Source organism: Providencia sp. 2023EL-00965 (genome assembly GCF_033550225.1).
GTDB classification, from domain to species: domain Bacteria; phylum Pseudomonadota; class Gammaproteobacteria; order Enterobacterales; family Enterobacteriaceae; genus Providencia; species Providencia manganoxydans.
The window spans coordinates 111767-133087 of sequence record NZ_JAWUEH010000002.1; the positions used below are offsets into that span (position 1 = coordinate 111767).

Annotated in this window: 18 protein-coding genes; 8 read left to right on the forward strand and 10 right to left on the reverse strand. The window is 40.7% G+C overall.

Annotated elements, in window-relative coordinates:
* Positions 1-107: 107 nt before the first annotated feature.
* Both SC428_RS03310 and SC428_RS03315 read left to right on the forward strand, forming a co-directional pair.
* Positions 108-980, forward strand: coding sequence for a DMT family transporter (locus tag SC428_RS03310; protein ID WP_318705826.1), 873 nt, complete (start codon positions 108-110; stop codon positions 978-980).
* 136 nt (positions 981-1116) lie between these two features.
* Positions 1117-1437 carry a hypothetical protein gene (locus SC428_RS03315; protein WP_070926170.1) on the forward strand — a complete coding sequence of 107 codons (321 nt, stop codon included), beginning with the start codon at positions 1117-1119 and terminating at the stop codon, positions 1435-1437.
* A 164-nt stretch (positions 1438-1601) separates the two neighbouring features.
* Here SC428_RS03315 and SC428_RS03320 read toward each other — a convergent pair whose 3' ends face one another.
* Positions 1602-2696, reverse strand: coding sequence for an NADH:flavin oxidoreductase/NADH oxidase (locus SC428_RS03320; RefSeq protein WP_318705827.1), 1095 nt, complete (start codon positions 2694-2696; stop codon positions 1602-1604).
* Positions 2697-3262: 566 nt separating this feature from the next.
* On the opposite strand from SC428_RS03320, the gene SC428_RS03325 reads away from it, so the two are divergent.
* From SC428_RS03325 to SC428_RS03335, 3 genes are all read left to right on the forward strand, one after another.
* Positions 3263-4579, forward strand: a complete 1317-nt coding sequence (locus tag SC428_RS03325) for a CitMHS family transporter (RefSeq protein WP_140182371.1) — start codon at positions 3263-3265, stop codon at positions 4577-4579.
* A gap of 389 nt (positions 4580-4968) precedes the next feature.
* A complete protein-coding gene (locus SC428_RS03330; protein WP_070926323.1) occupies positions 4969-5679 on the forward strand; it encodes an RNA ligase family protein in 711 nt (236 codons plus the stop codon).
* A complete protein-coding gene (locus SC428_RS03335) occupies positions 5676-6797 on the forward strand; it encodes an AAA family ATPase (RefSeq protein WP_070926177.1) in 1122 nt (373 codons plus the stop codon). Before SC428_RS03330 ends, SC428_RS03335 begins: the two co-directional genes overlap by 4 nt.
* 100 nt (positions 6798-6897) lie before the next feature.
* Here SC428_RS03335 and SC428_RS03340 read toward each other — a convergent pair whose 3' ends face one another.
* The 8 genes from SC428_RS03340 to citC all read right to left on the reverse strand — a co-directional run bounded on the left by SC428_RS03340 (position 6898) and on the right by citC (position 14931).
* Positions 6898-7953 (reverse strand): 4-oxalomesaconate tautomerase, encoded by a 1056-nt coding sequence (locus SC428_RS03340; protein ID WP_070926179.1) that lies wholly within the window; start codon positions 7951-7953, stop codon positions 6898-6900.
* A gap of 92 nt (positions 7954-8045) precedes the next feature.
* Positions 8046-9479 carry an anion permease gene (locus SC428_RS03345; RefSeq protein ID WP_140182369.1) on the reverse strand — a complete coding sequence of 478 codons (1434 nt, stop codon included), beginning with the start codon at positions 9477-9479 and terminating at the stop codon, positions 8046-8048.
* 204 nt (positions 9480-9683) lie between these two features.
* Complete coding sequence (citG, locus tag SC428_RS03350; protein WP_070926184.1) at positions 9684-10598, reverse strand: triphosphoribosyl-dephospho-CoA synthase CitG; 915 nt, start codon at positions 10596-10598, stop codon at positions 9684-9686.
* A complete protein-coding gene (gene citX, locus SC428_RS03355) occupies positions 10579-11124 on the reverse strand; it encodes a citrate lyase holo-[acyl-carrier protein] synthase (protein ID WP_070926186.1) in 546 nt (181 codons plus the stop codon). The genes citG and citX overlap by 20 nt, the downstream gene beginning before the upstream one ends.
* A gap of 4 nt (positions 11125-11128) precedes the next feature.
* On the reverse strand, positions 11129-12604 hold the full coding sequence (gene citF, locus SC428_RS03360) for a citrate lyase subunit alpha (protein ID WP_412544574.1): 1476 nt from the start codon (positions 12602-12604) through the stop codon (positions 11129-11131).
* 61 nt (positions 12605-12665) lie between these two features.
* Complete coding sequence (citE, locus tag SC428_RS03365) at positions 12666-13562, reverse strand: citrate (pro-3S)-lyase subunit beta (protein ID WP_070926190.1); 897 nt, start codon at positions 13560-13562, stop codon at positions 12666-12668.
* Entirely contained in the window at positions 13562-13858 is a 297-nt protein-coding gene (gene citD, locus SC428_RS03370; protein WP_070926192.1) for a citrate lyase acyl carrier protein, read from the reverse strand. Before citD ends, citE begins: the two co-directional genes overlap by 1 nt.
* Positions 13855-14931: a [citrate (pro-3S)-lyase] ligase gene (gene citC, locus SC428_RS03375; protein WP_070926194.1), complete on the reverse strand. Its 1077-nt coding sequence runs from the start codon at positions 14929-14931 to the stop codon at positions 13855-13857. Before citC ends, citD begins: the two co-directional genes overlap by 4 nt.
* 369 nt (positions 14932-15300) lie before the next feature.
* Between citC and dpiB the strand changes: the two genes are divergently transcribed.
* Both dpiB and dpiA read left to right on the forward strand, forming a co-directional pair.
* Positions 15301-16938, forward strand: a complete 1638-nt coding sequence (dpiB, locus tag SC428_RS03380) for a sensor histidine kinase DpiB (RefSeq protein WP_140182364.1) — start codon at positions 15301-15303, stop codon at positions 16936-16938.
* Positions 16931-17617 (forward strand): two-component response regulator DpiA, encoded by a 687-nt coding sequence (dpiA, locus tag SC428_RS03385; RefSeq protein WP_070926196.1) that lies wholly within the window; start codon positions 16931-16933, stop codon positions 17615-17617. Before dpiB ends, dpiA begins: the two co-directional genes overlap by 8 nt.
* A 49-nt stretch (positions 17618-17666) precedes the next feature.
* Here dpiA and SC428_RS03390 read toward each other — a convergent pair whose 3' ends face one another.
* Positions 17667-18698, reverse strand: a complete 1032-nt coding sequence (locus SC428_RS03390; protein ID WP_272579626.1) for a tetratricopeptide repeat protein — start codon at positions 18696-18698, stop codon at positions 17667-17669.
* A 1080-nt stretch (positions 18699-19778) separates the two neighbouring features.
* Between SC428_RS03390 and dtpA the strand changes: the two genes are divergently transcribed.
* Positions 19779-21248, forward strand: a complete 1470-nt coding sequence (gene dtpA / locus SC428_RS03395) for a dipeptide/tripeptide permease DtpA (RefSeq protein WP_070926199.1) — start codon at positions 19779-19781, stop codon at positions 21246-21248.
* The last annotated feature ends 73 nt before the right edge of the window (positions 21249-21321 follow it).

Here is a 21321-nt window from a genome sequence, read left to right on the forward strand (position 1 = left end):
CATATTTAGAGAGCGAATTCGCGAGCGACGATAAAATATCCATTGGCATTTAGCCGATAGTTAGTATGATTATCGCTAACACATCGTATTAACTGGTATCAATGCCAATGCATTCCCAAAGAAAAGCTGAATTATTTTTAGTCTTAACCACATTTATTGCCGCGTGGGGATGGGTTTTTTCACGAGAGGCAGTGCAGGGAATGCCCATATTTGCTTTTCTCGGCAGTCGTTTCTTATTGGCTGCAATCATCTTATTGCCATTCTGTAGTGGAAAGCGTAATCAATTTCGCTTACGACAACTCCCCAGCGCTTTAATGACCGGTGGCTGGATGGCGCTAAACCTCGCACTATGGATATACGCTGTTGCGACGACAGATTCTATTGGCGAGGGAGCATTTATCATGAGCTTGGCAATGTTATTTGTCCCTTTAGTTGGATGGATTATTTTAAAAATTCGTCCCTCACGCTATTTTTGGCAAGCTCTGCCTATCGCGGTACTCGGACTCGCTTGTTTGACGTTATTTAAAGGACAAATCCAGTTTAAAAGCAGCCAACTGTGGTTTTTAGCCGCGGCAATCGTTCAGGCTATCTATTTTTGTTATACCAGCCTATATGCACGTAGCTTGCCAGTATTGCCATTAACAGCGATTCAATTGGCTTGCACAGGCGTTATTGGCTTGGTGTTATCCTTATTATTGGAACAATGGCCAACAACGATTTCAGCATCGACATTAGCGTGGTTTGCCGCTAGCGCTATCATTGCTACCAGTTTGCGTTTTATATTGCAATTAGTGGGGCAAAAAAATACAACAGCAGCCAACGCAGCCATTATTATGATTTTAGAGCCAGTGATGACGGTGTTTGTTGCAGCTTTTTGGTATCACGAAAGGATGCCTGCGATCCAAATTATCGGCTGTGTGCTTATTTTAAGCGCATTATTTTATTATCGCTGGCGCTCTTTCCGCGCCTTATCCAATTAAGATTTTTATTAAAACGTTACTTATAATAGAGATTTTTTATATTAAAGCAGCTATGATTATTTACATAAGAACGGTGTGGGGGATTAATCTAAATAAGATTAATATCAATACAATCCAAATAGATAATAGGCTTAGAATGAAAAAGATCGCTTTAGTTTTGGGTATGGCTGGTGTGATGACGTTATTGGCGGCATGTTCAGATGATAAAGCTGAAATTGCTGAGTATAAAGCAAGTTTTGTAAGCGACTGTGTTAAGGCATCAGGTAGCCCAGCGGGTGAAACTGCGGATGCAATTAGTGCAATTTGTGGTTGCGCATACGATAAAACAATAGAAAAATACGGTTTAAAAGAATTTAAACGTATTGAAGGTGAATTAGCCAAATCTGCAACAGCAGAACCTGATTTTCAGAAATCAATGATTGAATTCGTCAATCAATGTACTAAGAACGACCGTTAATTTAACCGCAATGAAAACCACAACATCAGTCCAAATAATGTGTTGTGGTTTTTTATTTATTTAAATATATTTGCCATCTTTTCAGTTACAATATTTTTCATTGAATACTGATAATTTCGCCCATATTTTATTCAATTGTTGTTTAGAATATCTCAAATTATGAATTATTTTGAGTATAATGATTTAAATTGATGTGGTGCACTGCGTAAATATTGTGGTGCGACGCGAATGTTTTCAGATAATTGTGCCGCAGCATGCCATGGCCAGCGCGGGTCATACAGCATCCCTCTACCTATCGCGATAAAATCTGCTTGCCCCGTTGCAATAATCGCCTCTGCTTGAGCTGGCTCAGTGATCAAACCCACGGCAATAACGGGCATCATGGTATGTTCATTGATTGCTTGTGCAAAGGGAACTTGATAGTTTGGACCAACTGGAATCTGCTGTTTATCTGACAACCCACCTGATGACACATGCATGTAATCGCAACCGAGCTCTTCAAGCTGTTCAGTTAATTCAATTGCTTCAGGTAAATCCCAACCGCCATCAACCCAGTCTGTTGCTGAAATTCGAATACCCACCGCGATTTCAGGGGTAACTGCTTGGCGAACTGCACGGAACACTTCGATCAGCAATCGGCTGCGATTTTCAAAACTACCGCCATATTCATCTTGTCGTTGATTGGATAAAGGTGAGAGAAATTGATGCAATAAATAACCGTGTGCAGCGTGAATTTCAATGACATCAAATCCTGCATATTCCGCGCGCTTAGCGGCATCAATAAATTGTTGTACCGTTTCCGCGATTTGCGATTGGCTTAATTCGCAAGGTGGATAAGATTGCCCAAACGCTATATTTGAGGCTGATACAGTTTGCCAGCCATGTGGCTCTGTACTGGATAAACTTTTGCCACCGACCCAAGGTAAATCAGTGGATGCCTTTCTACCTGCATGAGCAATTTGAATACCAAGACGTGCATCGGCAAATTGCCTAATGTCGTTTAGCATTTTTTTCAGCGCATTAGCTTGTTCATCATTCCAGATACCTAAATCTTGGTAGGTGATCCGTCCGACAGGTGTTATCGCACTCGCTTCAACAATAACTAGAGCCGCACCTGAAAGCGCTAAATTCATATAATGTGCGTTATGCCACGCAGTTGGCATGCCATCAATAGCTGAGTATTGGCACATTGGTGGAACAATAATCCTATTGTTTAAAGAGATTTGCCCCAAAGAGGAAGGTGAAAATAGGAAGCTCATTATTGTATTCCTTAATTAATAACCTTAATCAAACAGATCTTAAAAGAATACAAATAAATACATCATGATGCTGTGCGATAGATGTGATTTTGCTATTAAATTTTTTACCGTGGAGCCACAACAGAATGCAAGCAGGGAAGTAAAAATTTGAGTGCTAAGCAAAAAAGTATAAATTTCTGCCGCTATAAATTAATTTAAGGGATGAAATATCAAAAAAAAGTAGAAAAGATAAAATCGCTTAATAATTGCAAATAAATATTCCCATATAATCGCTAAGTTAGTGATTAAGTAAATAAAACACAAATTGCTTTGGTCTTAATTTGCGCTAATGGTTTTAATGGTGTTAAAAGAGTTTTAACCTGTGTTTTTATTTTAAATAGCGATTTTAGTTACTGATTTGCGGGTGTTTTCCTCGCAAAAAAATATATTCGTACTTGCTAAATTTAGGTCGCTTTATATAAGGTCTAAAAACGAATTCTATTTAATCAAAGATAAATAATATTCAGATAAATATTTTTAGCGTTTCATTATTCACCTGAAAAAATAATTCTAATAAGGAACTCAATGTGCTTACGATTATTGGTATCTTGATCATTCTTTCTATTGTGACCTTACTGATGATGGGAAAAGTTAGCCCAATCATTGCAATGTCGTGTATTCCTTTTATTGGTGCCCTAATCGCAGGTTACTCAATACCTGAAATTTCTACTTTTTTCGAAAGTGGTATCAATAAAGTCTCCAAAGTGGCAGCGATGTTTTTGTTTGCCATTCTATTTTTTAGCTTAATGAAAGACTTACATATTTTTGACCCGATTATTCGTTTGATGGTCAAAATGACTCGTGGCAATGTGATCATCGTGTGTGTGATGACTACGTTAATTGCGGGTGTTGTACACTTAGATGGTTCTGGTGCTGCTACCTTTTTAATTATTATTCCTGCATTACTGCCACTTTATCGTCAATTAGGCATGAGCCCATATTTGATGTTGCTACTCATGTGTACCAGTATGGGGATCATGAACATGGTTCCATGGGGAGGACCACTCGGTCGTGCATCAGCAGTAACAGGCATTGACGCATCAACTTTATGGCAAGGTCTGATCCCTGTACAGATTATTGGTATGGTTGGAGCCGCTATTTTCGCCGCATTAATGGGGGTACGTGAAAAACGTCGTATTGCAGCCGCGGCACAAAAGGGCACAACACCTTATTTAGCGGACTCATTGTTACCTGCAAATGAGCAATTCTCAGATGTGGAGCAACAAATTAATAAACCGCAAAAACCATGGATTAATGGTGGATTGATTATTGCCTCAATTATTTGTTTGGCCTTTGGTTTATTATCAGCGCCTTATGTATTTATGATTGCGTTGTCGATAGCCTTATTGGTGAACTTCCCGAATCCAAAAGACCAAATGAAAGTCCTGTCTCAACATGCGCCACAAGCGCTGGGCATGGTCGCGATTATATTGGCCGCTGGGGCTTTCCTTGGAATTTTATCTGATGGTGGCATGTTAAAATCAATCGCTGAAGATTTAACCGCTATCTTACCAACCGAGTGGGTGTCGAAAATTCATATTTTCGTGGGGATCCTCGGTGTACCAATGGATATTTTCACCAGTACAGATGCATACTACTTCGCTTTACTCCCTATTATTCAACAAATAGCTGAAACCGCTGGCGTCGACCCATCCGCAGTGGTTTATGCGATGGCGATTGGTAACAACGCAGGAACCTTTGTCAGCCCATTCTCTCCTGCTGCATGGTTAGCGATGGGGCTGGCTGGGATCGACATGGGACGCCATTTACGTTATTCGTTTGGATGGATTTGGTTATTTAGCTTCTTTACATTAGGTATTGGTGCATTACTTGGCCTATATTAATTTAATCTCCTTTATTTAATTCGTTGAGACCGCAGTGATAACGCTGCGGTTTTTCATTTATATGCTCTAAATAATGTGAGATCCAGCGAGATGACAAGTCGATGAGAGGCTAGGAGCCTACTTCAGCATGTGGCTGAGTGCGTGAACATGACCACTATATCTCAATATAATGCGTGGCCACTTAAAGTGTAACGCGTATAGATTCAGATTAAAGTGATAGCTTCAGGCTTGACAATTAAGTTAAGATCTCTCGTTGTAATCCATTTTCCCTAGCATGAGGCCGTTTCGCGGAAAAAATATGTAATACCTACTCTTGATTTCTCAAACAACACAGAGGCAAATCTGGCTAAAAGATTTGTTATTTTTTCTATTTCTGTAGAGAAAGCATGATGAATATGCAATCAAGAAAGTATGGTAGAACGTATCACTATCCGTTCTCCCCCGGCACCACCAGTGATGATCGTATTAATCGCGATTGGTGGTCGCACATCCAGAACATTGAACAACTGGTACATACTGAAAAACTCGATGGTGAAAATAATTGTTTGAATCGGCATGGTGTATTTGCACGCTCTCATGCAGCACCGACTCAATCAGCATGGAGTCAGCAGATCCGTCAACGTTGGCAGCTCATTAAAAATGATTTAGGCGATATTGAGCTGTTTGGTGAAAATCTTTATGCCGTACATTCCATTGAATACCAACATATTGAAGAGTATTTCTATGTATTTGCGGTCAGGCAGGGTAATTACTGGTTAAGTTGGGAGGAGGTCAAATTTTATGCCTCACTGTTTGATTTCCCAACAGTACCTGAATTATCGCTGAATATTGATAAGCAGCTCGGCTCACAAGTCTATACTCAGCAGCTGATCACGGCGGCAGAGCAAGATAGTCAATTTATTGCCTATGATACTCATAGCCAACAACCTTGTAGTATGGAAGGGATTGTTACGCGTGATAGCCAACGTTTTAGTCTTGATGACTTTAAGTGTCATGTTTTTAAATATGTCCGTAAAAATCATGTTAAAACGGATATTCACTGGAAACGCCATTGGCAGCGGGCAAAATTAGCTTTTGAGTACCAAGGAGGGCAGTCATGAATTGGCAACTCAGCGATACACGTGAATGGTCACAGTTAGAAGAACGGTTTGATTTTGTGCGTGATATGCGAGGTGTTCCACAGGATCAACAGCACCATGCCGAAGGTGATGTGGCGACACATACCCAAATGGTGTTAAATGCCTTAGAAAGTTTACCTGAATATCAGCAGCTACCGGCATTGCAGCAAAATATTGTTTGGGCGGCAGCGTTATTACATGATGTGGAAAAGCGTTCGACAACGCGTGAACAAGATGGGCGAATTCGTTCACCGGGTCATGCGAAAAAAGGTGAACTATCGGTTCGCCATATCCTATTTCGCGAGGTGGAGACTCCTTTTGTTATCCGTGAACAGATAGCCGGATTAGTCAGATACCACGGTTTGCCATTATGGGTTATGGAAAAGGCAGATCCTGAACGTGCTTTATTTGCTGCTTCATTACGTGTGGCAATGCCGTTGCTTTGCCTATTAGCAAAAGCGGATGTATTAGGACGTATTTGCGCTGATCAGGCTGAACTGCTATCACGTATTGAACTGTTTGAGCTGTTTTGTCGTGAGCAAGGTTGTTGGGAACAGCCAAAGGCGTTTGCATCAATGGCAGGTCGCTTTCATTATTTTCATCAACAGCGTGGTTCACCTGACTATCAACCATTTGAAGAGTTTGGCAGCGAAGTGATTATGCTATGTGGCCTACCGGGGATGGGGAAAGATCATTTTATTGCTCAGCACTATCCACATAGAGAGGTGATTTGCCTTGATGAGATCCGCAGAGAGCATAAAATCAGCCCAGCAGATAGAAATGCTCAAGGTTGGGTCGCTCAGTATGCAAAAGAGCAAGCTAAAGTACGATTACGCGCAAAAACGGATTTTATTTGGAATGCCACATCGCTCAGCGCTTCTTTAAGAGAAAGTATGATCAGCTTGTTTGCTCGCTATCAAGCCAAAATACATTTAATTTATTTGGAAGTCCCGTATAAACAGTGGCAACAGCAGAACCGCCAACGTAAATACGCGGTACCTGAAAATGTGATGGAACGGATGGCAAACAAATTAGAGTTGCCAACCCCAGATGAGGCACACCAAGTTTCTTACTTCATTAATGGTGAGTTTCAATTCTAATAACACGAAGCGGGAAAAAACGCGTTTATCCCGCTTCGTCAACAACGTCATGACGTCTAATTAGTCGGCGTCATGGATTTGTGCAAGCCAATATGCGGTATCAAGGCACATACACATCTCCAGAAAATAGTTTTCTAGCAGTGCGTACAATCGAGGCTTGTAACCCTAAAGGGAACTCACCTTGCTGGCTCAATGAGACATCAAAATTACCACTGAGGTGCTCAATCGAAATATGCTGCATATCAACATGTTTAGTGAGATAACGTTTGACCACTGAGTTATTGATGAGTGTGCCAGTTGCAATAGCAATGGCCCCCGTCACCGCCAATGCACCGTGGCATTTATGTGGCATAAAATAGCGCACATTCACGGTCCCACCATGAATGGCAGGGGAAACCAATACCGGTTTGGGGATCACTTTTTGGCTGACATCGCCCAATCCCATTGCGAGCCCTGCTTGGCAACGAATACTTTCCAAGCGCTGCATAAATTCTTTATCTGATTCAAGCTGAGCTGCGGTTTCATAACCGGTTTTATTTAATTGCGGAGCATCAATCAAGACAACTGGCATTGCCATATCAATACAGCTCACCTCTACCCCATCAAATATATCAATGGCACGCCCTGTTGGCAGTAATTTGCCGGTTTTTGTACCACATGCATTTAGAAAGGTAAGCGAAATAGGTGCTGCATGGCCAGGAACACTCGCAATTGTAGTATCCCCCTCATAGCGTACTTGCCCATTTGGTGTTTGTATTGTGGAGTTAACAAAAGTATCAGTATTGATGTTGCGAATGCGTACTACAGTTGTTTCACCAGTAATGGGCATTAAACCTTTTTCAATCGCATAAGAACCGACAGCACATAAAATATTACCGCAATTGGGTGCGGTATCGACAATACGATCAGTGATAGAAACTTGAGCAAAAAGGTAATCAATATCGGCATCAGGGTGAGGGGAGCGGCTAATAATGGCAACTTTGCTGGTTTGTGGGCTACCACCACCGATACCATCGATTTGTAAAGCGTGTCCTGAACCCATAATAGCTAAGATTAATTCATCACGCTCTTGAATATTTTGGGGTAAGTCATCTGCTAATAAAAATACGCCTTTCGATGTGCCACCGCGCATCAACATACAAGGTATTTTTTTCATATGCTTTCCTATTAAAATATTGCTCATTAATTAATTTGCAATGAAAGGAATCCAATCATTAATTGGATCCCTTATTTCGTTTTAATTATTTTTTAAATTAAGCCTGAACTGATTAATATTTCCCACCAGCCTAAACCAATCGTCATATGAACCAATAAACTTAAGAATGCGACAATACCACCTATGATCCACCATGAACGTATATCGTTGTAGCCAGCCCCAAAAACGATAGGAGCTGCCGCGCCTCCGTAATGGGTTAAGCTACCGCCGTATGCGTTAGAAAATAGTAAGCCCAGTGCTAATAACATTGGTGGTGCACCAGCGACCATACCAACAGTTGCAAAAACAGGTACCATTGCGGCGACATAAGCGCCACCGGAAGCAAATAAGTAACGTATTGCCACACTAATAAACATAATGACGAAGAAAGCTAACATGGTTTGATCACCAAAGGAGAGGTGTTGCCCCATGACATCAGCTAACCATTTAAAGAAACCTGCTTTTGTGAGTACGCCAGACATACCGATGATACCGCCGTACCAAATCAAGGTATTCCATCCACCTTTATTTTTTAGCACATCATCCCAAGTTACTACGCCTAGAATTAATGTTAAAGCCATAACACATATTGCAACGGTAGAGGCAGTGACACCAATTTGCCCAGCAAAAATCCATCCTGCTAAAGCTAATACAAAGATAATAGCCAGTAACTTCTCTCTTACTGTCATTGGGCCTAAATCTTCTAATCCTTTAGCCGCAATCTCTTTATTATTCACTTTCTTTAATTCAGGTGGATAAAGTTTGTAGATAATCAGCGGTGTTAAAACCAACATAATTAAGCCAGGAACGGCGGCGGCTAGTGCCCACCCGCCCCAACTTAAATGGATCCCCATAATGTCGGTCATCATAGCTAAGGCTAATGCATTGGGGGCCATCGCGGTTAAGAACATATAGCTGGTGGTTTTTGTCACCATGTACACGTTTACTAACAGATAATGTCCTGCTTTGCGTGGGCTTTTTTCAGGATCGGAGCCAAGCGCCACAGCAACACTGTTAATAATCGGAAAGACAATTCCCCCAGCGCGAGCCGTGTTTGAAGGGGTTGCAGGCGCGATGATCAGGTCAAGAATTGCGGTGACATAACCGAGTCCTAATGTTGTGCCGCCGAGTTTTCCAATCAAAATATAAGAGAGTCGTTTACCTAGTCCTGTTATGACAAAAGCAGCACTGAGTGTAAACGCAGCGAAAACTAACCACGTGGTACCTGAAGCATAACCATTTAACACTTCACCCACTTTGACATCTTTTGTCCCCGTGATACCAATAACGGCAGCACTGGCGGCAATAGTGGCAAGTAATATTACTGGCTCAGAATAGGGTTTTAAAACTAACCCGATAATGGCTGATAAATACAAACCAAATAGCAACCAAGCAATATGGGGCAATCCCTCTGGTGTGGGTATAAGCGAGATGATTATGGGGATGGCTATTAGAAGTAATAGCTTCCATATTTTATCTTTTTGCATAGGCCATTTCCTTAATTAATACTAAATTTAATTAATATTAAATTGAATGAACTTTAATATTGTGAATTTGTTAATTAACGTATTTTTTATATAACTGTTTCTTGAATATGTTTAATTAGTTAATATTTTTATTCTTAATAGGTTATAAATTAGTTAACGTAATAAAGATGTTTGGATAATTAAATTTCCTGTGTGAGTTAATACTTAATTATTATTAATAGATGATATTAAGTTTCCGGTTGAATAAGGTAAGCGTGCTAAAAACCACGTCAGAATTAATAAGTCTGCGCTGCCTCCAGGGCTCAGATTATTAATAATACATGCCTTATCAAATTGCTGAATTTTGCTTAAATCGGCTAATTTAGTTAATCCTCCATGATTAAGTAAATCTTGAGCTTGTTTTTTTAGCCATGATAAACCTTGCAAACCACCGCGATTGGCAACATTGGTATCATCATTGTTTGCCATTAATAACAGTAATGTTTGTAATAACGCGAGTTCTTGAGGTTTACCTTCAATGAGTTGTTTTAAATAGTAAGGAAGAGAAAGGTTGATCACTAATTGATAACCACTTTCTGCTTCACCTCGGGCTCCCGTTAAGCCAAACATTTGATATAACTTCTGCCCCGCGGTTGGATGAACACTAACCTGCTTTAACTCAGCGGTAATACCTTGGCACATGTGTGAAACAATCACACTAATGGCAGGGGCAGAAACCGGTTTATTGAGCGCCAGTAAACGCCCGATAGCCGTGAGTATCAACCCTAATGAAAAAATTGAGCCTTTATGTGTATTCACGCCTTTGGTTGCTTGGAACATCGATTGTTCACAGGCGATCCCAATTGGGCGTATCATTTTTAGCAACTGATGAAGTGGTAATTCTTTGTATTGTGCGCCTGCATGTAAGAAAGCAGGGAAGTGCTGTGCGATGGCATTTGCGCTCAAATGGAAATCGGTTAATGTCATATCTTTATGAGCGCCGGTATTGTATTTATCAACTAAGCCTGGTTTTGGGGTTAAGTTGACCTCAGCCATCATAGCTTGCCAAGCCAGTTGACTGTAATACTGCACGTTATTTAGTGTCAGTTGTGATGTATGTTCAATTATCGACAGACGCATTGGCTAGCACCTCGATTTTATTGATAATTTCATTCAGTGGGTGAATGCGTTCACGAGCACAAACTTTGGCTTCTTTATCACAAATCAAACAGCGCCGTGGTGAAAGAGTGAGCGTGTTGCGCGAGTATTGCTGCCCGTTAGCATCAAAGACATCAAAATCCCATAGACGACCAACTGGCGATAACTCTTCCGCTTCGATTAAGGCGGTTTTAACGGCGATTGCATCGGCATCAACAGCAACGAAGCATTCGGGGCCTGTTGGAAATGCAAAAGATTGTTGTGCTAAAAGTACCCACTGCCTGCATTGAGCAACCTGTTTAAGCGCATTTAACCCCTGATTAAAGACTTGCCTAACAAGATGATTGTCTTTGACAGGTCCAGGAAAAACGACAGTAAACGAAATCAGGGTTACTTGATGGAGACCAATCCATTGCTGTTGTCGAGTCTGACGATTGTCACGGCTATTCAGCAGCTCAAGTAAAGAAATTTCAGGTTGCTCTATCGTATCAGGCAGTGGGTAAAACATCGTGTTACTCCTTAACCTGATGGACGATATCAATGACGGAGCCATCGCGATAGCGAACAACTGCAACGACTTTATCTGTAAATTCAACCGGATTAGGTTTACCTGTTAACAGTTCCGCACGTTCACGTAACCAATCAATAGAGACCGTTTTGATCCCCTGAGTTTCCAATTGTTGTTTTAATTCTGGACGTGCAGGGTTGACGGCAATGCCATGATCGGTCACTAAAATATCAACGCTAGAACCGGGGGTAACACAAGTGATCACTTCATCCACTAAGGTAGGAATGCGACCACGAACTAACGGTGCAACAATGATGGATAGTTTTGACGCGACGGCAGTATCGCTGTGACCACCCGAGGCACCACGGATCACGCCATCTGAACCCGTCAATACGTTAACGTTAAAGCGCGTATCTATTTCCAGCGCACTTAATACCACCACATCAAGCATATCGACAGACGCACCTTTTGAGTCGAAACAAGCGTATTGATTGGCACTAATTTCAATGTGGTTTGGATTGCGAGCTAATGACATCGCGGCGGCACGGTCAAAACTCTGTACATCAATCAGTTTGCGAATAAAGCCTTTTTCATGTAAATCAACAATCGTCGAGGTGATGCCACCGAGGGCAAACCCTGCACAAATATTGTGACGACGCATTTTGTCTTCTAAAAAGCGGGTTACTGCCAATGAAGCGCCACCTGTACCTGTTTGCAATGAAAAACCTTCTTTGAAGTAACCTGATTTTTCAATCACATCTGCGGCAGTTCGGGCAATTAATAGTTCTCTAGGGTTAGAGGTCATCCGTGTTGCATCCGCCCCAATTTTATCGGCATCGCCTACACGTTGAACTTTAACAATATAATCCACTTCATCTTGTTTGATACTGGCTGGATTATGTGGATAAGGCAGTAACTCTTCGGTCAACATCACCACTTTTTGCGCTGTTTCGGCATCAATTTTTGCATAACCTAACGAGCCACAGCAGGCTTCGCCGGTATAGCCATTCGCGTTGCCATATTCATCACAAGATGGCACGCCAATGAAAGCGACATCGATCTTCAGTTCACCGCTATGAATCAGATTAGCTCGTCCGCCATGTGAGTGAATTTGTACTGGTTCGGCTAATTCACCACGAGATATTGCTTCAGCCAAGGGCCCACGAAGACCGGAAGTATAAATTTTACAAACTACCCCATGACGAATATGTTCAACGAGTGGTGAATGGCAAGCACTGAGCGAACTAGAGGCTAAGGTAAGGTTCCTAAAACCCATTTCTGCAATCACTTGCATGACTAAATTAATGGTTAAATCACCGCCACGAAACGCGTGATGGAAAGAAATTGTCATGCCATCTTTTAGACCTGAACGGCGGATGGCAACTTGCAGATCTTCACACAGTTTGCGATTACGTGGTTTTTGCACTTGCTGCTGAACTTTCCCAATATCTTTAAATTGACGCAGTGGTTGCTCAGTCATTGGATCTAGGTAGGCTGATACGCGAGCCTGACGCTGTGTTGTATTTGTCATTTTCAATGCCTCACTCTTCCCGAATACCTGATAATGCAGCGCGTGACAGCACGAGCCGTGCCCTATCAATCACTGGACCATCCACCATTTTCCCATTGAGTGAGACGACACCACGGCCTTCTTGCGCAGCAGCATCTGCCGCATCAACGACGCGTTGTGCGTGATCCACTTCTTTTTGGGTAGGGGCGTAGAGGTTATGAAGCAGTTCGATTTGGCGAGGGTTGATTAAAGATTTGCCATCAAAACCAAGCTGTTTAATATGGGCGGCTTCTTTTAAGAATCCTTCCTCATTATTTGCATCTGAATAGACAGTATCAAAGGCTTGAATACCAGCAGAACGTGCAGCTTGTAAAATGGCGCACCGAGCATAGAGGAGTTCTACGCCGTCTGGGGACCGCTCGGTGCGCAAATTGCGGACATAGTCCTCGGCACCTAAAGCGATGCCAATAAGTCGTTGTGATGAGTGAGCGATATTCACCGCTTGTGTAATACCCATTGGTGATTCTATGGCTGCCAGTAAACCCGTGCTACCTTGTTCGCGGCCACAGCTTTTTTCAATACGTAAAATTTCATTTTCGATATCGATAACATCTTGCGCTGTATCGGTTTTAGGTAAACGAACAATATCAGCACCACCGCGCACGACAGCTTCGAGGTCGGCAACACCGAACGCTGAGTCAAGCGCATTCACGCGTACGACAGTTTCAATATCACGGTATAAAGGGTGCTGTAGCGCATGATAAACTAAGCGACGAGCAGTATCTTTTTCGCGTAAAGTAACTGAATCTTCGAGGTCAAACATTAGTGCATCGGCTTTATAAATAAACGAGTTACTGAGCATTGCCGCATTAGAGCCGGGAACAAACAGCATACTTCTGCGCGTGCGTGTTTTTCTTTCTGGCGTCATTATTTGTCCTCCCAAGGCAATGCTGTGATATCACAGGCTCTGGCTAGCAATGCTTCAAGTCGAGCTCTAAGTACGCACTCTAAAGCGCCCTTATCATCAACAATAATTTGAGCGCCTTGAATATCGTGTTGTTCGACTAACTCAAGCACGACGTGCTCAATGGCATCACCAAATTGTTTTTCAACACTACTGCTAATTTGGATCGACACCTCTTCGGTATCTTCTAAAGGTTCTATTCGTACCATGACATCACTTGATTCAAGTGTGCCAGCAACGGCTGCGTGGAGTATTTTCATAGTTCACCTGTAACTAATTCAGAATTTTCGACGCGGTGAGAAGCCGATGAAGGGCGGGAAGCTAACATATTTTCTAAATAGAGATAGGTTGCTTCGGGGACAATCGGCTTGATCGCCGCCAGATCTTTTTTAGCGAGTAATCTGCGAACTTGTGAGGCTGAAACAGCCGTACCGTCATAGACCATTCGCGGAAATTCAACGAGCTCAATCGGTGGATAGCTAACTGAGCGAGTTTCCAGCCAAAAACGCATATCTTCGTTATATTGATTGGTGACTTTGCAAAATGGCTCTGTACCGACAAAGCGGTGGGTGATACCAAGAGCAGGAGCGATATATTGGCGGAAAATTTTTATGTCGATCTCGGTATAACAATTATCGACAACGGCTTTATCTTTGATGAAATAGCACGGGAAGGTAGCCCGAGAGATAATATATTCGGAGCCTTTGTGTATGGTTAAATTCTCAATCCCTTGAGTTCCAGCCTCAATTAATTCCAATCGAACGCTATAAGGGAAACGTGAGGTGTCTTCCTTAACCACAAACAAATGTAACCAGTCACATTCTTTCGCTGCTTTTTCAATTAAATAACGGTGACCAAGGGTAAATGGGTTGGCGTTCATAACGATTGCCCCAATTTTTTTACCTTCTTGACGTTGTTTTTTCAGGCTATTAATATAACGTTTTAAATAACAACAGCTATTTTCCATCAGTACCATGATATTGGGTACAGTGGCGAGTGTGTGAAAACCACATTGCTGAAATAAACTTTCATTTTGTGTTTTAGTATAAATAAATAAGTGAGTTGTATTATTTTCGTAAGCAAGATTGACCAACTCAGTAGCGAGTTTTAAGGCTAAACCTTCACCTCGAACATTATCACTAATAGCAACACACTTAATGACATTTTTAGCCAGACCACCACAAGCAATTAATTTATCATTGCGAGTAATAGTAATAAAAACGTCAATACTAGAATCAATATCTAAATCGTTTTCTTTTAAAAACTGAGCTATTTCAGCTAGTTTCCTGTTCTCATGACGTTTCACATGGTTAAACGTGATGTTTTCGAACATATTAGTATCCTGCATCTCATATAGAGATGTTTTTAAGTTGTTACTAATGTTAAAGTTAATTAAATAAAAAATTCAGTATTAATTTAATAAATGAATCATTAGTTTTTTATTTAATTATCTTTTTCAATATTAATATTAAAGATTATCTAATTAATATTTTTGACCTATTTCATGTTTCTAATAGGAGTTTGTAGTTGTTTAATGGTTTTAATGTTTTTAATTATTAAATAAGTTGTTTATTGTTTGGTTTTAATGTATTTAATCATTAATAAATACTTTATTAGTGATGCAATTGGCTGTATGGTCAGTGTATTCTGTGTTTTATCATGTAACAAAATTTTTACTTTTCAGTAGGTAATAGGGTATCTGATGAAAAAAGAATATTTGCATTTTCCGCTTCGAAAACACAAATCAATATCCTTTTCTGCTCGAGTCTTTCTTCTTTTATTGTTGGTTTCTATCGTTTTGACTTTGGGCCTGGGTAAGTATTTCACCGATACAGCTGAAAACCGTTTAATGGCGAATATTCGTTCACTGGCCATGAGCCAAGCAAAGCTTATTGCATCAATAGAGAGTATCGTCCAGTCAGTTAAAACTCGTGATATTCAAAAGCTAAAAGTGATTGCAGATAAACTTAATCAAGATTCGGATTACGACTATGTGGTGATTGGTGATGAAAACTCAATGCGTTTGTACCATCCCAATCAAGATAAAGTTGGGTTTAAGATGCAATGGAATAAGCCGGGGGCATTAGAGCGTGGCGAAAGCTATTTTATTGGTGGAGAAGGCTCTATCGGTAATGCCGTTCGCGCAAAAACCCCTATCTTTGATGAACAAGGTACTGTCATTGGTGTGGTTTCTATTGGCTATTTAACCAAGAACATTGAAACCTCACGTAGCGAGCTGTTTGTCCAAACAGGGGCAACGTTTTTTGGTGTGCTGGTTATTTTACTTTTTTTGTCATGGGCATTTTCCCGTTTGATCCAACGGCAAATGTTAGGTTTAGAGCCAGAGCAAATTACGCAAATGGTCGTCGTACAAAAGGGGATCTTTGAAGCGGTTTTTGAAGGGGTGATTGCGGTTGACTGTACTGGGCGCATCATTAATATCAACCATAACGCCCGCCAAATGTTGGCATTGAGTGAACCCCCTAATCATTTAATTGGTCGTTCCGTCAGTGAATTAATTACCCCAGCAACCTTTTTTGTTCATGATATTGCGGTGACACAGCATGATGTGATTTGTGTATTTAATGGGTTAAATGTAATTGCTAACCGTATTGCCTTACAGGATGATAACCATTTAATGGGGGCGGTTATCAGCTTCCGTAGCCAAAATGATATCGAGTCTTTAAATGCACAATTGACACAAGTACGCCAATATGTTGAAAATTTGCGCTCACTACGCCATGAGCACCTTAATTGGATGTCAACGCTAAGTGGTCTTTTACAAATGAAAGAGTATGACCAAGCATTGGCGATGATCAAAGGTGAATCAGAATCACAACAGCAATTAATTGATGCACTGCGTAAGCAATTTTTTGATAAACAAGTGGCAGGATTGCTGTTTGGTAAATATCATCGGGCGAGGGAGTTAGGTTTACAATTGGAGTTTACACCAGGCTGCCAATTGAATTCATTACCACAGCAGCTGACGAGTACGGAATTTTGTGCCATTTTGGGAAATCTTCTCGATAATGCGTTTGAAGCTACTCTGAAAAATAATCGCGGTAATAAGCAAATAGAGCTGTATCTTTCAGATGAGAGTGCCGAGTTTGTGATTGAAATCGCGGATCAGGGGTGTGGTTTCCCTTCTGACATGAAAGAAAAATGGCTTGAAAGGGGGATGACGACGAAAACAGAATCTGTCGATGGACACGGGATCGGCCTATATCTTGTTGCCTCGTATGTAAAACGGTGCAATGGTGTGATTATTATTGAAGATAATCAACCACATGGTACTCTATTCTCAATTTTTATTCCGAAAGTGAAGATACAAAATGATTAAGATAAAAATCCTCATTGTGGAAGATGAACTCCTACTGGCAGAAATGCACGGTGAGTATATTAAATCCTATCCTGCTTGCGATAAGGTTTGGGTGGCGGGTGATCTCGCTCAAGCAAGAAAAATGATTGAATATATGAAGCCTGATCTGATCTTACTTGATAACTATTTACCTGATGGTAAAGGAATTGATTTGGTACATGAGTTGATTCAAGAAAGAAACAATGCTGATATTGTATTTACAACAGCCGCCAGCGATATGGACACGGTATCTGAAGCCATTCGCTTAGGTGTATTTGATTATTTGGTTAAGCCAATCGCCTATGAACGTTTGGGGCAAACATTAGATCGCTATATTCAACGTAAATCCGTGCTGCAAACAAATAACAAAACCAGTCAGAGCCAAATTGATGATATGTTCAATACCTATGCGCGAGGCGAAACCAAAGAAGAGTTGCCAACCGGTATTGATGCTTTGACTTTGGAAAAAGTACTCTCGCTATTCGCACAACCTAACGCGGAATATACCGCGGAGACGATTGCAGATACAATTAAACTAAGTCGCACAACGGCTCGTCGCTACTTAGAATATTGCTTAGCACAACATAAAATTGAAGCGGAAATAGAATACGGTAAAGTAGGGCGGCCGCAGCGTATTTACCGTGTCGCTAACAATAAATAAATGGTTAGAAACCGTTGCCTACTGATATCCAACCAGTAGGCAATAAACGCTATTTTTTAAGATTGTTTTCTAAGATTAATACTTTTTTCTCTGCCCGTTCATTGCCTTGAGCAGCAGCAAGCTTGTACCAATACAAGGCTTTGCGATCATCTTGCGTCACCCCCATGCCATATTGATAACATGCACCACTGGCATACTGAGCGTCAGTGCTACCATGTTGTGCCGCACGTATAAACCAATGGCAAGCCTTCGCCTGATCGGCCTTGACCCCATCGCCGCGTGCATAAATCAAAGCAAGATTAAATTGAGCCGAAATTTCACCTTGTTCTGAAGCTAAAGTGAGCCATTTGATCGCTGATGGCACATCTTTAGTAATGCCTTGGCCATGTAGGTAAAGCATGCCTAAACTATTTTGTGCGGGTGAAAAACCTAACTGAGCAGAACGTGAAAAATATTGATAAGCCTGAGCATAATTAACTTTATCATACATACCTGTAGCCGCTTGATAGCCTAGTAGATAAAGCGCTTGAGGCTGATTTTGTTTAGCGAGTGCGAGATATATTTGCTGGGCTTTTTGCGCGTCTTCGGTGGCGGCAATCCCTTTTTCATACCAATAAGCTAACATCAATTCTGCGGGTTGAAAGCGTTGAGCGGCGGCTTTTACTAACCACTCTTCTGCCTGTTGTTTATTCTTCGGCAATAGTTTATCGATTCCAGCCAATGTGTATTCAGCCATATTAAGTTGGCCTAATGGATCACCTGCATCAGCAGCTTTTTTCATCCAATACAGCATTTGCTGATTATTTTTACTGACACCTTTACCTTGTTGATACATTAAAGCGAGGTTAATTTGTGCTTTAGTGAATCCTTGCTCAGCGGATAGTTGGTACCATTTAGCCGCTTCACTTAGTTTATTTTCTGATTGATAAAGCATTGCAAGGTTAAATTGTGCTTCCATTTGCCCATCTTGCGCCTGTTTAAGCAAAATTTGCTTATCTTGAATCGGGGATGATGGCTCAGCATAACCGTTATGAGTAATGGCACTAAAAATCAGTAATAATGAAAGCAGTATTTTTTTCACTGAAGTTCCTTGTATCAGCGTATCTGAAGGTAGGTTAACTTGCTGCATGACTCAGTGCAATGTTGAAAGCGTCAATACAGTTTGTAAAAAGTGCCATTTCGTCGCATGCGAATAAAATTTCATGAAAAAATGAACTTTTTTTGCAAGAAAAGACTCTTAGGTATAAGTATATTCTTTTTGCTTGCGTGAGCATTCATATATTTACCCTCAATATTCATTTTGTTACGTAAAGTAATACGATAATGCAGCTATGAAATAGTCATTTCCAATCGAAATTACTAAGATCCTTGAGTAGCATGCATGATGCCCAGTTAACCACTGGGCTTTTTTTTATCTAAAATTAAATCATTCGCTCGCAATTCATCTCCCATCTACGCTCTTATCACTGCGCTGATAACCTCTAAGATCTTCCAAACAATGATTGTTCGCGTTATATCAAGAATAGTTATTCATGAATTATCTCCATTATCATATCGGTAGTTGATATTTAATATGGTGAATAATGACTTAACTTAACGTAGTGATTTAAGAAAAGAGATTGTCGGATTCGGACAATAACTTAAATGGCAAGCTGTATTATAAATAGACAAAAAGGATGAATGGATTTTGTTATCATATCTTGAAATAAGCATAATATGCTTAACAATGAAGTTACAATTGGTTGATTAATGCGCAAGGATTGTCTGTTAAATTAACTGCAAAAGTGACATTAATCACGATATTAAGCTATTCATGGGGTAATTGGTACTAACTAAATCTTTATCTTTGGTGCATAAATAGCGTATATTGCTCAATTGATTTTTGCATTTCTAGCGGTGTTTATCCCTATAAATGTTGAATAAATAATCAAATATGCTTTAACTCATTGAATTTTATGTTTGTTGTTCATTAACATCGATTACACACACAGATGTTAATTTTGAAGGCTGGATTGATGGCGTACTCAGTCAGGAAAGTAGCTATTACTAGCCCTAAAAATCGAATTTCGAAACGTTAATTTTGAGAATATAACAATGCTGAGGGTATAGACAGTACCCCATTTTGCTTTTATTTATGTACAGGTTGTCATAGAGGTAACTAGTGTCCACAACTAACAACAAAGAGGAAGTCAGTCTTAACGCGTTTAAGCAACCTCGCTCGTTCTATCTAATCTTTTCTATTGAGCTCTGGGAACGTTTTGGTTATTACGGTCTTCAGGGGATCCTCCCAATTTACCTTAGCCAAGTGCTTGGCATGTCAGAGACAGAATCTATCACCTTATTTTCTGCCTTTGCTGCGCTAGTGTATGGTTTTGTTGCTATTGGAGGCTGGTTAGGCGATAAAATCCTAGGTACAAAACGTGTTATTGTTCTCGGTACATTAGTACTGATTGCTGGTTATGCTTTTGTCGCTTATTCAGATCATGATGTCTCTATGGTGTATGTGGGGCTGGCAACAATAGCGGTTGGTAATGGTCTATTTAAAGCTAATCCATCATCATTATTATCGACGTGTTATGCCAAAGACGATCCTCGTTTAGACGGCGCATTTACCATGTACTATATGGCCGTTAACATTGGTTCCTTCTTCTCTATGTTGGCCACTCCTTGGCTGGCAAAACACTATGGCTGGGATATTGCGTTTTCACTGAGTGTTGTAGGTCTCGTGATCACACTGATTAACTTTTTTATGTGTAAAAAGTGGGTATCACAGCATGGCTCTAAGCCAGACTTTGCACCAATGGTGATTTCTAAGTTATTAGCCACTATTGTCGGTGTTGTTGCCTTGATTGCGATTTCAACATGGTTATTACATAACATGGGTATCGCTCGTGCAGCGTTAGGGATCATATCGCTAGGTATCATTATTATCTTTATCAAAGAAACTTTAGCGCTAGATGGTACTGCACGTCGCCGTATGATTGTGGCTTTGATTTTGATGCTAGAAGCGATAGTGTTCTTTGTTTTGTATAGCCAGATGCCAACATCACTGAACTTCTTTGCATTGCATAACGTTGAACATGAAGTATTCGGTTTTAGCGTTGAGCCAGCGCAATACCAAGCTCTAAATCCATTGTGGATTATGATTGGTAGCCCAATCCTTGCTGCTATCTATAATAAAATGGGTGACCATTTACCAATGCCACATAAGTTTGCTATCGGTATGCTACTTTGCTCTGCGGCGTTCTTAGTACTACCTTTAGGAGCAAAATTTGCCAACGAAGCAGGTATTGTATCGGTTAATTGGTTGATTATCTGTTATGGTTTCCAAAGTATTGGTGAGCTTATGATTTCTGGTTTAGGCTTAGCGATGGTGGCACAACTCGTTCCTCAGCGCTTGATGGGCTTTATTATGGGATCATGGTTCCTAACCAACTCCGCTGCTGCATTTATCGCTGGATATGTTGCTTCTATGGCAGCAGTGCCAAAAGGAGAACTAACTAGCACTGTCGATTCATTAGCAGTATACAGTGATGTCTTCCTGAAAATTGGTATCGTGACGGGTGTTATCGCTATTTTGATGGTAATAACAGCACCAATGCTGAATCGTATGACATTAGAGCGTGATTAGTTGCTACTGATTCTGTAGTCATGAATAAGAAAAGGCCACGATATTGAAGTGGCCTTTTTGTGATTTAATCGTA